The 13,159-nt window shown below is 66.8% G+C and carries 12 protein-coding genes and 1 tRNA gene; 12 read left to right on the top strand and 1 reads right to left on the bottom strand.

Annotated elements, in window-relative coordinates; genetic code table 11:
- The 8 genes from Q7V45_RS04815 to Q7V45_RS04780 all read left to right on the top strand — a co-directional run.
- Positions 1-463: low specificity L-threonine aldolase (locus Q7V45_RS04815; RefSeq protein WP_304847843.1), on the top strand; the 463-nt coding region annotated here is incomplete at its 5' end.
- Positions 464-470: 7 nt separating this feature from the next.
- The gene (locus tag Q7V45_RS04810) at positions 471-2,768 is read left to right on the top strand and encodes a molybdopterin-dependent oxidoreductase (RefSeq protein WP_304847840.1); all 2,298 of its coding nucleotides are present in this window, start codon (positions 471-473) and stop codon (positions 2,766-2,768) included.
- 89 nt (positions 2,769-2,857) lie between these two features.
- Positions 2,858-3,040 (top strand): hemin uptake protein HemP, encoded by a 183-nt coding sequence (gene hemP, locus Q7V45_RS04805; protein WP_304847837.1) that lies wholly within the window; start codon positions 2,858-2,860, stop codon positions 3,038-3,040.
- Positions 3,041-3,195: 155 nt separating this feature from the next.
- Positions 3,196-4,011, top strand: a complete 816-nt coding sequence (locus Q7V45_RS04800) for an FAD binding domain-containing protein (RefSeq protein ID WP_304847833.1) — start codon at positions 3,196-3,198, stop codon at positions 4,009-4,011.
- Positions 4,008-6,710, top strand: a complete 2,703-nt coding sequence (locus Q7V45_RS04795; RefSeq protein ID WP_304847829.1) for a molybdopterin cofactor-binding domain-containing protein — start codon at positions 4,008-4,010, stop codon at positions 6,708-6,710. Before Q7V45_RS04800 ends, Q7V45_RS04795 begins: the two co-directional genes overlap by 4 nt.
- Positions 6,711-6,718: 8 nt before the next feature.
- A complete protein-coding gene (locus Q7V45_RS04790; protein WP_304847827.1) occupies positions 6,719-7,672 on the top strand; it encodes an antibiotic biosynthesis monooxygenase in 954 nt (317 codons plus the stop codon).
- Between the two features lie 102 nt (positions 7,673-7,774).
- The gene (locus Q7V45_RS04785) at positions 7,775-8,857 is read left to right on the top strand and encodes a hypothetical protein (RefSeq protein ID WP_304847825.1); all 1,083 of its coding nucleotides are present in this window, start codon (positions 7,775-7,777) and stop codon (positions 8,855-8,857) included.
- A gap of 13 nt (positions 8,858-8,870) precedes the next feature.
- On the top strand, positions 8,871-9,704 hold the full coding sequence (locus Q7V45_RS04780; RefSeq protein WP_304847822.1) for a phytanoyl-CoA dioxygenase family protein: 834 nt from the start codon (positions 8,871-8,873) through the stop codon (positions 9,702-9,704).
- 157 nt (positions 9,705-9,861) lie between these two features.
- On the opposite strand, the gene Q7V45_RS04775 is transcribed toward Q7V45_RS04780, so the two are convergent.
- Entirely contained in the window at positions 9,862-10,665 is an 804-nt protein-coding gene (locus tag Q7V45_RS04775; RefSeq protein ID WP_304847820.1) for a class II aldolase/adducin family protein, read from the bottom strand.
- A 74-nt stretch (positions 10,666-10,739) separates the two neighbouring features.
- Between Q7V45_RS04775 and Q7V45_RS04770 the strand changes: the two genes are divergently transcribed.
- From Q7V45_RS04770 to Q7V45_RS04755, 4 genes are all read left to right on the top strand, one after another.
- The gene (locus tag Q7V45_RS04770; protein ID WP_304847818.1) at positions 10,740-11,744 is read left to right on the top strand and encodes a methyltransferase; all 1,005 of its coding nucleotides are present in this window, start codon (positions 10,740-10,742) and stop codon (positions 11,742-11,744) included.
- Positions 11,745-11,800: 56 nt separating this feature from the next.
- A tRNA-Glu gene (locus Q7V45_RS04765) sits at positions 11,801-11,876 on the top strand.
- A 157-nt stretch (positions 11,877-12,033) separates the two neighbouring features.
- Positions 12,034-12,312, top strand: a complete 279-nt coding sequence (locus tag Q7V45_RS04760) for a hypothetical protein (RefSeq protein WP_304847816.1) — start codon at positions 12,034-12,036, stop codon at positions 12,310-12,312.
- 2 nt (positions 12,313-12,314) lie between these two features.
- Positions 12,315-12,551 carry a hypothetical protein gene (locus tag Q7V45_RS04755; protein ID WP_304847814.1) on the top strand — a complete coding sequence of 79 codons (237 nt, stop codon included), beginning with the start codon at positions 12,315-12,317 and terminating at the stop codon, positions 12,549-12,551.
- The last annotated feature ends 608 nt before the right edge of the window (positions 12,552-13,159 follow it).

Genomic DNA, 13,159 nt, shown 5'->3' with positions numbered 1-13,159 from the left:
GGCGGGCGTCGACGCGCTGAGCCTCGGCGCGACCAAGAACGGTGCCCTGGCCGCCGAGGTCGTGGTGTTCTTCGATCCCGACCTCGCGCGCGAGTTCGAGTTCCGCCGCAAGCGGAGCGGCCACCTCTTCTCCAAGATGCGCTTCCTGTCGGCCCAGCTCGAAGCCTACCTGACCGACGGGCTGTGGCTCGCGAACGCCAGTCACGCCAACACCATGGCACGCCGCCTCGTCGCCGGCCTGACGACTCTCAAGGGCACGCAGCTCCTCTACCCGGTCGACGCCAACGAGATCTTCGTCATCCTGCCGCCGCGCATGCATGATGCGCTGCAGGCCGCGGGAGCGCAGTATCATCCATGGCCGTCGGACCGGCCGGGCGAGCGCGCCTACCGCCTCGTCACCGCCTTCGACACCGGGCAGACGACCGTCGACCGCTTCCTGAGCATCGCCAAGAAAGCAGCGTGAGCGCGCCATGACACATCAGCGTACCCTGACCGCCGCCCACTGGGGCGTCTACGAAGTCGAATACGACGACAAGGGCCAGGCGACGAAGCTTCACCCCTTCTCCAAGGATCCCGATCCTTCGCCGATCGGCCTGCACATGCTGTCCGACGAGGTCGCGCGTATGCGCGTCCGCCGACCGTCCTTCCGCAAGAGCTGGCTGGAGAAGGGCCCCGGCGCCGCCACCGACAAGCGTGGACAGGAACCTTTCGTCGAAGTGCCGTGGGACGAGGCGCTCGACCTGGTCGCCGGCGAGCTGAAGCGCGTGAAAGACGCGCACTCCAACCGCGCGATCTTCGGCGGTTCCTACGGCTGGTCGAGCGCGGGTCGCTTCCATCACGCGCAGAGCCAGGTTCATCGCTTCCTCAATGCGCTCGGCGGCTATGTGCGCCACCAGGATTCCTACAGCCTCGGCGCGGCGCGCGTGCTGATGCCACACATCGTGGCCAGCATGGAAGATCTTATGGCGATGCACACCACGTGGGATGTGCTGGCCGAGCATTGCAAGCTGTTCGTCACCTTCGGCGGCGCGCCGCACAAGAACGCGCAGATCAGTGCCGGCGGTGCGATGGTGCATCGCCTCAAGGACGGCCTTTACGGCATGCGGGCCAAGGGCGTGCGCTTCATCAACATCACGCCGACCGCCGAGGATCTCGACACCGGCGGCGACATCGAGTGGCTGCCGATCCGGCCGAACACCGACGCCGCGATGATCCTGGCGCTCTGTCATGTGCTCTATACCGAGAAGCTCTACGACCCTGAGTTCCTCGACCGGTGCACCGTGGGCTTCGACAAGTTCGCGCCTTCGTTGTCCGACAAGACCCCGGAATGGGCCGAGAAGATCACCGGCATCTCCGCCGTGCGCATCCGCGCGCTCGCGCGCGAGATGGCGGCGACGCGCACCACGGTGAACATCAACTGGTCGCTGCAGCGTTCGCATCACGGCGAGCAGCCCTTCTGGGCGCTGGTGTCGCTGGCCTGCATGCTGGGCCAGATCGGCCTGCCGGGCGGCGGGTTCGGCGCGAGCTATGGGCCGACCAACGGCATGGGCAGCGATGCGCCGCTGCTTTCGGGCCCGACCCTGTCGCAGGGCACCAACCAGGTCTCCGACTTCATCCCGGTCGCGCGCTTCACCGACATGCTGCTCAACCCGGGCGGCAGGATTCCGTACAACGGACGCGAGATCACCTATCCCGACATCAAGCTGATCTATTGGGCGGGCGGCAATCCATTCCACCATCACCAGGATCTCAACCGCCTCCGGACGGCGTGGCAGAAGCCCGAGACCATCATCTTCAACGAGCAGTTCTGGACACCGGCGGCGAAGATGGCCGACATCGTGCTGCCCGCGACCACCGGCCTCGAGCGCGACGATATCGGCTACGCGCGTCGCGAGCCCTTCCTGATCGCCATGAAGAAGGCGCGCGAGCCGATTGGCGAGGCGCGCGACGACTACTGGATCTTCTCGGAGATAACCCGCCGTCTCGACGCCGCCGACGTCTACACCGAAGGCCGCGACGAGATGCAGTGGCTGGCCCACATGTATGAGGAAGGGCGCCAGAAGTCGGCCAAAATGGGCGTAACCCTGCCCTCTTTCGAGGAATTCTGGGACGCCGGCATCGCCAAGGTGCCGGGCGAGAACACCGAACCGGTGATGCTCGCGAAGTTCCGTGAAGATCCGGCTGCGAATCCGCTCAAGACACCGTCGGGCAAGATCGAGATCTTCTCCGAGAAGATCGCGTCTTTCGGCTACGATGACTGTCCCGGTCATGCGACCTGGATGGAGCCGATCGAATGGCTGGGCTCCCGGAAGGCCGAGCGGTTTCCGCTGCACATGCTGTCCGACCAGCCGGCCGACAAGCTGCACAGCCAGCTCGATCACAGCCCGCACGCCAAGGCGACCAAGGTGAAGGGCCGCCAGCCGGTCACGATGCACCCGGAAGACGCTGCCGCGCGCGGCATCGCCGAAGGCGACCTGCTGCGCGTCTTCAACGACCGCGGCGCCTGCCTCGCATCGGCGCAGCTGACGGACCGAATCCGCCGCGGCGTGGTGCGCCTGTCGACCGGCGCCTGGTTCGACCCGGAGGATTCCGGCTCGAACACGCCTTTGGAGAAGCACGGCAATCCCAACGCCCTGACGCTCGACATCGGAGCGTCGAAGCTCAGCCAGGGATGCATCGCGCAGACCTGTCTGGTGGAGATCGAGCGCTTCGACGGCGTGGCGCCGGCGGTGACGGCGCACCAGCTGCCCTCGTTCACCGGACGCTGAACTTACCCTACGGGCCTCCTTCGTCATTGACATCGCGAGTGTTTAATATGCAAATGCGAGTGACTTGCAATAAACCAAGCGAGGCGAAGATGGATCAGATGATGCAGCTGCATTCTGCGGGCGACGCGTCCCGCGCGAAGCCCGAACGCGACGCCGCCAGCATCGAGAGCAGCCAGCTCATGGCCGGCCGCCGCGAGCTCCTGATCCGCCACGGCACCAGCACCTACCGGCTGCGGGTGACGGCTTCCGAGAAGCTGATCCTCACGAAGTAACCCCTCCGGGCGGCTCCGGCGTGAGCCGTCGCCCGATACTGCCAAGCCGCCTCGCGGCTTGTGCGCGACATCCAGATCCCGTCCCGATTTTTCGTTGGACGGGCTGCCGGCAAGACAAGACAGTCCCACGGTGAAGGGGCTGGGACGCCGGAAAGATGAACCTCAATACAATCGCCGAAGTGAAGCGGCCGTCTTCACCGGGCGAGATCGGCCCGTGGCTGCCGAACTATGCGTGGCTGGCGGGGGGCACCTGGCTCTTCTCCGAGCCGCAGGTCGCCACCGACACGCTGATCGACCTCGATTCGCTCGGCTGGACGCCCCTCGCCGCGACGCCGGACGGGCTGGAGATCGCCGCGACCTGCCGCGTGGCCGACCTGCATGGCTTCAAGGGCCCGGCCGAATGGAAGGCGGCGCCCCTCTTCCGCGACTGTATCGATGCGTTTCTGATGTCCTTCAAGATCTGGAACGCCGCCACGATTGGCGGGAACATCGTGATGTCCCTGCCGGCCGGCGCCATGATCTCGCTCACCGCCGCGCTGGAGGGAGTCTGCACGCTGTGGCCGTGCGACGGCACGCCCCGGACCGTTCCCGTCGTCGACTTCGTCACCGGCAATCACACGAACGTCCTGCGGCCGGGCGAGCTGTTGCGCTCGATCCATCTGCCGGCGGCCGCGCTCACCAAGCGCCATGCCATGCGCCAGATGTCCCTCACCCGACTCGGCCGCTCGGCGGCCCTGATCGTCGCGACGGTCGATGACGATGGACGCGACTTCCTGCTCACGGTCACGGCGGCGACGCCGCGGCCGGTGCAACTGCGCTTCGAGCGCACCCCAACGGCCACCGAGCTTCACCTCGCAATCGACGAGAGACTGCCCCCTGACGGGTATTTCGAGGACGTGCATGGCTCGGCCGCCTACAAGCGGCATATCACCTACTATCTCGCCGAGCAGATCCGGGCGGAACTCGCATGAGCCACTACCTGGTCAATGGCCATTCCTACGAGGCCGAACCCGGGCCCGGCCAGTGCCTGCGCACCTTCCTGCGCGATCTCGAAGTCTTCGGTGTCAAAAAAGGCTGCGACGCGGGCGACTGCGGCGCCTGCACCGTGTGGATCGACGGCAAGCCGTTCCACTCCTGCCTCGTCCCGGCTTTCCGCGCCGAGGGGCGCGAGGTCACGACCATCGAAGGTCTCGCTCCCGAGGGCGGGATGCACCCGGTCCAGAAGGCTTTTCACGACGCCCAGGCCTTCCAGTGCGGCTTCTGTGCCGCGGGCATGATCATGACGACGGCGGCCTTCGGCCCCGGGCAGAAGGACGACCTTCCCCACGCGCTGAAGGGCAACCTCTGCCGCTGCACCGGCTATCGCTCGATCGCCGACGCGCTGGACGGCAAGTCCAACATCGAAACGGATGTCGCCGGCAAGGCATGCGGTGCCAGCCTGCCCAATCCCTTCACCGACGCCATCCTGACCGGCAAGGCACGCTACACGATGGACCTTGCGATGGAGGGGATGCTGCACCTCAAGGTGCTGCGCTCGCCCCACGCCCACGCACGCATCGTCCGCATCGACAGGACGGCGGCGCTGGCGGTATCCGGCGTTGTCGCCGTCTACACCTGGGAAGACGTGCCGCGCCGGCTCTACAGCACGGCGCTGCACGAGGACCATCTCGTCGATCCCGACGACACCTACATGCTCGACAATGTCGCGCGCTTCGTCGGGCAGCGCATCGCGGCCGTGGTTGCCGAGAACGAGGGCGCGGCCGAAGCCGGCTGCCGGGCGCTCGACGTCGAATACGAGCTGCTGCCGGCGGTCTTCGATCCGGTCGAGGCCATGCAGCCGGGAGCTCCCCTCCTCCACGACAAGGACGTCCTCACCAGCGACGGCAACGTCTACTGCGACCTGCAGGGAGAGATCGGCGACGTTGTCAAAGGCTTCGGGCAGGCCGACGTCATCCACGAGCGGACCTATTCGACGTCGCGGGTCCAGCACGTCCATCTCGAAACCCACGGTTCGATCGCCTGGCAGGGCGAGGACCGGCGCTGGCACGTCCGTACCAGCTCACAGGGCCCGTTCGCCGCCCAGAAGAAGCTCTGCTACCTGATGGGGCTCAAGGCCCGCGACCTGCATGTCTTCACCGAGCGGGTCGGCGGCGGCTTCGGCGGCAAGCAGGAGATGGTCTCGGAAGACCTCGTGCTGTTCGCCACGATGAAACTCGGCCGCCCCGTCAAATGGGAATGGACGCGGGAGGACGAATTCCTCGGCGCCACCACGCGGCACCAGATGACGACCCACGTCAGGATCGGCGCCCGCAAGGACGGCACGCTGACGGCGATGGACGTGCGCGTCGTGTCCAACACCGGCGCCTATGGCAATCACGGCAGCGAGACGCTGGCGGCCGCCATGGGCAGCCCGATCGCCGCCTATCGCTGCGACAACAAGAAGGGCGCGGGCTTCGCCGTCTATACCAACATGGTGCCGGGCGGCGGTTTCCGCGGCTACGGCGCCTCGCAGACGACGTTCGCGATCGAATGCGCCATCGACGAGCTGGCGCGCCTGCTCGGCATCGATCCGATCGAGATGCGGCGCCGGAACGTGGTGCGGCCCGGAGACAACATCGAATCGATCTGGAAGGAACCCAGCGACGCGAGCTTCGGCAGCTATGGCATCGCCGAATGCCTCGACATCGTCGAGCGCGAGCTGGCGCGCGGTAACGGCATCGCGAAGCCCGCAGGCGGGGACTGGGCCGAGGGAACCGGCGTGGCGCTGGCGATGCTCGAATGCGGCCCGCCGACCGAGCACCGGTCCGGCGCGGAGATGAAGCTTCTTGCCGACGGGACCTATCATCTGGCCGTCGGCTCGTCGGAGATGGGCAACGGCATCACCACCGCGCACAAGCAGATCGCCGCGGCGGTGCTGGGCGTGCGCGCCGGCGACGTCGCCATCGTCAATGCCGATACCGATCTCACGCCCTACGACACCGGCACCTTCGCCAGCACCGGCACGGTCGTCGCGGGCAAGGCCGTGGACATCACGGCCCGGGCGATGTGCCGGGACATCCTCGACTTCGCCGGCCGGCACACCGGCACCGACCCGGAACGGTGCCGGCTGGACGGCGACGCGGTCGTCTGCGGCGACCGGCGGATCCCGCTGGCCGAGCTCCACGCCGCCGGGGCCAGACTCGATCATCGCTTCACGGTCAGTCGGAAGGCCTATCTCTCGCCCCGCACCATCGCCTGCAACGTGCAGGGCGTGCGGCTCGCCGTCCATCGCGTCACCGGCGAGATCCGCATCCTGCACAGCGTGCATGCCGCCGACATCGGACGGCCGATCAATCCCATGCAGTGCCGCGGCCAGCTCGATGGCGCGGTCGCCATGGGCTATGGCTGGGCGCTGACCGAGAACATGGTTCACGAAGAGGGGCACATGGTGAACGCGCAGTTGCGCAACTACCGAATTCCGACCTACGCCGACACGCCGCACACCGACATCTTCTTCGCCGACACGATCGATTCGATCGGCCCGCTCGGCGCCAAGTCCCAGGGCGAGTGCGGCATCAATCCGGTCGCGCCGGCGATCGCCAACGCGCTGGCCGATGCGACAGGCGTGCGCTTCGCCCATCTGCCGTTCACGCCCGACCGGCTTTTCGCCAGGCTCGCGGCCACGTCGTGAAGACTGCCGTGCCTCCATCGGCGCGCAGCGTCAGCATCGTGACGCAGACCCGCGTGCGCCCCGAGCACAACGAGGAATTCGCCCGCTGGCAGGGTGAGACCAGCAGCGCCATCAGCCGGTTTCCCGGCTTTCTCGAGCAGCAGCTCCTGCCCCCCAATCCACCCCTTCAGGTCGACTGGGTCATCCTCCAGCGCTTCGCCAGCCTGGCCGATGCGCAGCGCTGGCTGGGGTCGGCCGAGCGTCAGAAGCGCATCGCAGGCGCGGCGCAGATGCTGGTCGGCCAGGACGACGTGCACATCGTCCAGGACGAGGCCGACGGCATCCGGCCGGCCCCCGTCTCCACCATCATTTCCACCCGGGTCAAGCCCGGCAAGGAAGCGGAATACCGCGCCTGGGTGCGCCGGATCGCGGCCGAGCAATCCAAGGCCCCGGGGCTCCAGGGGTATCGCTTCGAGCCGCCGGTGCCCGGCGTGCAGCAGCATTTCATCGCGATCCTGCGCTTCGATACCGAGGCCAACCTGCGGGCCTGGCTCGAGTCGCCCGTCCGCCAGGCCCTCCTCAAGGAAGCGGAGCCGCTCACCGAGGAAACCCACGCGCGCATCGCGAGTTCCGGCTTCGAACAGTGGTTCCGCGACGCCTCCCCCGGCGACGCGCCCCTGCCGGTGTGGAAGATGGACATGCTCGTCCTGCTGATGCTCTACCCGATCGTGATGCTGTTCGGGTACTTCATCGGCACCCCCCTGCTCGACCGGGAGCTTCACCTGCCCTTCGCGGTCTCGCTCTTCCTCGGCAACATCGCAAGCGTCTTCCTCACCGGCTTCCTCGTGCCGTGGATCGCCGGTCGCTTCGGATGGTGGCTGCGGCCAGCGCCGGGCAGGGAGCTCCGGACGAACCTCCTGGGTGCCGCCTTCATATCGGCGATTTGCGTGGCCATGGTTTTCGTGTTCCTGCGACTGTTCTGAGATCAGGTTGCACCGGCCGACGACACGGTGGCAGAGTCGAGCAACATCGGCCCGGGAGCGGTCATGGCGTTACTGCACGGGGCGAAACAGCTCCTTGGGAGAATGGCGGGAGCCGCCACCACGGCGCGAGCCGAGCCGGAGGTCGCGCCCTCCGCAGAGGTCGAGCTTCTGACGCCCACCAGGCCGTTGCAGATGGTCCGGCTGAACGCCGCTTTCGCGCCGCTGGTCGACTCGATCCCGCCGTCCTGCCGCGACACCCCCTCGATGATGTCGCTTCCGGAAAAGCAGCTCCTCTTCGGGCTGGCCAGCCGCTACTACGACGGCACGGGAATCATCGTGGATGCGGGGATCTTCCTCGGAGGATCGACGCGGTGCTTCGGCGAAGGCGTCCGCTCGAATCCCCGGCACGAGGAAATCGTGCGGAACTGGCCGCGGCCGATCGTTTCGTACGAAAGAGCGATCGTGAACCCCAACATGCCGCAGTTCTTCAGGAAGCATGGCCTGACGCTAGCCGCCGCACCGGGAGAGTCGTTCGAATCCGAACTGCGCCGCAACATCGACCCCGTGAAGGATCTCATCGATCTCCGCATCGGCGACTTCATGGACGCCACCGGGCCCGACTGTCCGGTCGAAATCCTGTTCCTCGATATTCTCAAGGCGCCCGCCCTCAGCCTTCGCGCCTTTCAGCGGTTCCATTCGAGACTGATCCCCGGGCGTTCCCTGGTGATCCATCAGGACTATTTCTTCGAGGAGCTGCCCTGGATAAAGACCCACCAGGAAGCCCTGGCGGACTATTTCGAGTTCGTCGGCGAGATCGGCTCCAGCGCCATTTTCCTGTGCCGGAAGGAAATCCCCCAGGCCGTCCTGGACGGGCTCGGGAACGACCTGGCGCCTGCCGAGCAGCTACGCCTTGCCAGCATCGCCCTGCACCGGTCCGCCGACCCGGCCCGCCGCTTCTTCATGGCACTCTCGAAGATGCGCCTCATCCGAAAGCTCCAGGGCCGGCTGGCGGCGCGAGCCTATCTCGAGGTGATCAAGACCGAATTCCCCGAGCAGGTCGACCAGACCGACAACAGGCGCCTGGGCCACGCCTTGCGCAGGGCCGAGGAGTTTCTCGCCAAGAAACCGGGGAAGGCGCACAAGGAGGGGATGCGCGCCGCCGAGCAGCGCGTTCCATCCCCCTAGCAGGAGGGAGTCCATGAGCAAGTGTCTCACTGCCGACCAGGTCTCGCAGTACCGCCGCGACGGTTTCCATTTTCCGATCCGCGTCCTGTCCCCCGGCGAGGCGCGCGCCTGCCGCGACCGTCTGGAGGCCCATGAACGCGCCACCGGCGGACCGATCGCGGGAGACATGCGACACAAGGTGCATCTGCTCTTCACCTGGGCCAACGCGCTCGCCCGACATCCCGCCATCCTCGATGCGGTGGAGGACATCATCGGCCCGGATATCCTGTGCTGGAGCACCACCTTCTTCATCAAGGAGGCGCGGTCGCCCTCCTTCGTGTCGTGGCACCAGGATGCGACCTACTGGGGCCTCAGCACCGACGAGGTCGTCACGGCCTGGGTGGCCTTCGCCGACGCACCCGTCGAAAGCGGTGCGATGCGATTCTGGCCGGGCAGCCACCTCAGCAACCAGCTCGAGCATCGCGACACGTTCGACGAGAACAACCTGCTGACCCGCGGCCAGGAGATCGCGGTCGACGTCCCCGACGGCGCCGGGGTCGACGTCCCGCTGAAGGCCGGCGAGATGTCGCTGCACCATGTGCTGCTGGCCCACGCGTCGGGGCCGAACACGACCGACGACCGCCGCATCGGGCTGGCCCTGCGCTACATCCCGCCCCATGTCCGCCAGCTCAAGGTCCGCGATTCGGCGACCCTGGTCCGCGGCCGCGATCCGTATGGCAATTTCGATCCCGAGCCCGCGCCGAAGGCCGACCTCGATCCCGCGGCGCTGGCCACCCATCGCGAGGCCGTCGAGCGGTCGGCCAAGGCCCTCTACTCGGGCACCGACCGCACCACCTTCCGCGCGTAGCAGGCTGTCGAAACCGGCTTTCAGACGTACCGGCGAGCAACATTGACCCGTCAGCGGTCACCACGACGCCTGATTCAGGAGCCCCCGCCCCTCCGGTTTCGTCTGCTTCGTTTGTTTCGTTTATTTGCCAGGACGACGGAATTGATGTTCGGACGGCTCAGTGACGCCAGCTCGAATCGACCTTGTCGAGCTTGCGGACGAGCGCGGCGAATTCGAGGTCGCCGATGCCCACGGCCGACTCCATCTCCGAGAAGCGGTCCATGTCGGCGCCGGACTTGGCGGCCAGATTGTCGCCCAGGACGTTGAGCGCCCCTGCCGCCGCCGCGTCGAGCTGGATCTGGCAGGCCCGCTCCAGGCGGTAGAGCCGCAGGAAGGCCTCGGGCACCGAACGGCCCGTGGTCAGAAGCCCGTGATTGCGCAGCATCATCGCCTGGTTGTTGCCGAGGTTCGCCAGCAGGCGCCCGCGCTCGTCGAGATCGAGGCTCGGCCCCTCGTAGTCGTGATACGACAGCTTGCCGTGGAACGCCGTGGAAGCCATCGACACCGGCAGCAGCCCGTCCTTCAGCGCGCAGACCGCCATGCCGGCGCGCGTGTGCGTGTGCATCACGACCTTGTGGCGCTCGGCATGGGCCATGTGGACCGCCGAGTGGATGACGAAGCCGGCATAGTTCACCGGATGCGGGCTCGGCTCGACGATCTTCCCGTCGAGGTCGATCTTGACCAGGTTCGAGGCCGTCACCTCGTCGTAGTTCAGCCCGTAGGGATTGATCAGGAAGTGCGGCGCCTCGCCGGGCACCCGCGCGGTGAGATGGCCGTAGATCAGCTCGGTCCAGCCGAAATGGTCGACCAGCCGGTAGGCGGCGGCGAGCTGGCGGCGCAGCACCCATTCGCCGTCGGCCGGCGGCAGCGCGTGCACGTCGATACCGGTGAGCGGCAGTTCGGAAGCGATCGGCATGTCCATGGCGGTCCTCCAGCGGCGGCGACGAAGCTTAGGCCCGCGGGCTATGCTGGGGCAACAACGGAGGAAACGCCAGAATGACCGCGAACCAGCGCCTCGACACGACACGGTTGCAGAAGATCGCCCAGGCCTATTGGGAGAGCGCCGCCCTGATGGCCGCGGTCGAGCTGGAGATCTTCACCGCCATCGCCCAGGGCCACGACACGATTCCCGCCGTCGCCAGGGCCGCAGGCATCTCGGAACGCAACGCCGAGCGCCTGCTGACGGTGCTGGCTGCCATGACCCTGCTGTCGCGCGACGGCGAGCGGTTCACCAACGCGCCCGACGTCCAGCGCTTCCTGGTGAAGGACGGCGAGCGCTATGCGGGTCCGTGGATCCTGTTCACCAAGCCGCGCTGGAAGGCGTTCGGCGAGCTCTCCGAGCGGCTGCGCGACAGCCAGGAGAACCGGCTGGGCGCCTACGTGGATTTCACGGTCGAGGACGCACGGCGCTATCACGCCGCGACCTACTCGATCGGCATGGGCGCGGCCCGCCTGTTCAGCCGCAGCGTCGACCTCTCGGGCCGCAAGTTGCTGCTCGATCTCGGCGGCGGCTCCGGCGCCTACAGCATCGTCGCCACGAAGACCTTTCCCGGCCTGGAAGCGATCGTGCTCGACCTGCCGCCGGTCACGGTGGTGGCCGACGAATACATCGAGGCCAACGGCGCCACCGGTCGGGTCCGCACCCTGCCCGGCGACTTCACCGAGACCGCTTTCCCGCGGGGCATCGACGTCGTCGTCATGGCGAGCAACCTGCCGCAATACGAGCCCGCCCTGATCCGCCGGGTGGTCGCCAAGGCCTTCGAGGCCCTCGTGCCGGGCGGCGAGATGCACCTGATCGGCGAGACCCTGCACGACGACCGCAACGGCCCCCTCTCGGCCGCGCTGTGGGGCCTGAACGAGGCCATCCAGAACAGCACCGGCCTCGCCCACACCGAATCGGAGGTGAAGGGATATCTGCAGGAGGCGGGCTTCGCCGACGTGGTCGTCCACCCCTTCGTCCCCGGCGTCCTGTCCCGGATCGCGGGCCGCAAACCCGGCTGAACGAGCGGGGTTGCGTCGGCGCAGCCATTCGACTATCAACCCCGCTCTGGCCCTATGCTCCCTTCGTCTAGAGGCCTAGGACGTGGCCCTCTCAAGGCTAAAACACGGGTTCGAATCCCGTAGGGAGCGCCAGGCTTAACCCCTGAAAAACAAAGACTTTTCGCGGTTCCTGGCTTACTGGGGATATGTGGATAAGTGGCCCGGAACGGCCCCGAATGGCCCGAAGTTCCGGGGCAAATCCGGGGAAGGGTTCCTGTATCGTTCCCTCGATCTGGAACGAGGACTCCCCATGCTCGACACGCCTTCCACCGACTTCACCGACTTCGATTCGTGGCACCCATCGGGCTGGTCGCCGGTCTACGACCGGGTCACCAGCCTTCGCCACCTGGTCGGCTTCACCACGCAGCAATGCCGTCTCGTTCGCCTGATGATCGCGCAGGAGACCGGCGACGAAGATGGCGCCTTCGCGATCGTCGGAGAGGCGCGCGTAGCGCTGGCCGGGGAGTTCGACAGCTGGGTCGTCGAGACGGGCGACTATCACGTCCTGCCCGGCTTCTGGGCGCTGTAGGCATGGTGCGCCGCAGAACCAACAGCCACGCCGCCCGCCTGAAGGCCCTGCCCCACGTCGCCCGCCTGCACCGTGTCGAGCCGTTCCGCCTTGCCGACGGGGCCGAACTGAAGGCGGCCGCCGATCGCATCGCCGGATCTGCCGGCTGGTGCGCCATCGCCGGCTGGGCGCCCGAAGATGTCGACTTCAGGCTGTTCCACTTCGCCACCCCGGCGGAGGCCGAGGCGATGCAGCGATGAATCACGGAGTCCGGGATCGAGTTGCGGCCGGCGCCCCCACGCTACGACGGCCCCCAGCTGACGGTCGCTGGCGTCAAGCCGTCCTGATGGTCGGCCCGTGGCCACACCGGCCCGGCACGCTGCAAGCTCTGCAGACGACCCTCAAAGGCTGTCGCGCCAAGTGTCGACACTATCCTACCGATGCATCGAGATCTCGATCCGGCGCAACAGGAAGTCATCCAATTGCGCATTCAAAACCGCTGAAGTTCCGCTGCGGGGGCGTGGACACGCGGAAAGGGCGGATCGGCGAACTGGGTCGTTACTTCTGCTCGCCGCGGGCGAGCTACAAGTAGACACGCCCTCTCCCGGCGCTATCTCGCTTGTTTCGACAAATTGTTCGGCATTAGATGCAACCTTGCCTAGACCGTCGGGAGCGCTTTGCATGGATGGAGGCCAAGCTTTGCGTAGACGGAGCATCACACAAACCTTCGGGCTCGCGGGTGTCCTTGTGTTCGCCGCAGTAATTGCGACGTGGTTGTGGATAGACCCCGTTCCCAAACCTGAACGCCATGGCTTGGAACCCTTTGCAGAATTCTTCGCTACGATTTCGCCGGTGTGTGCCCAAGTTC

Origin of the sequence: Reyranella sp. (assembly GCF_030651995.1) — a bacterium.
GTDB lineage: Bacteria > Pseudomonadota > Alphaproteobacteria > Reyranellales > Reyranellaceae > Reyranella.
This window is presented reverse-complemented; position numbering and strand designations above follow the sequence as displayed.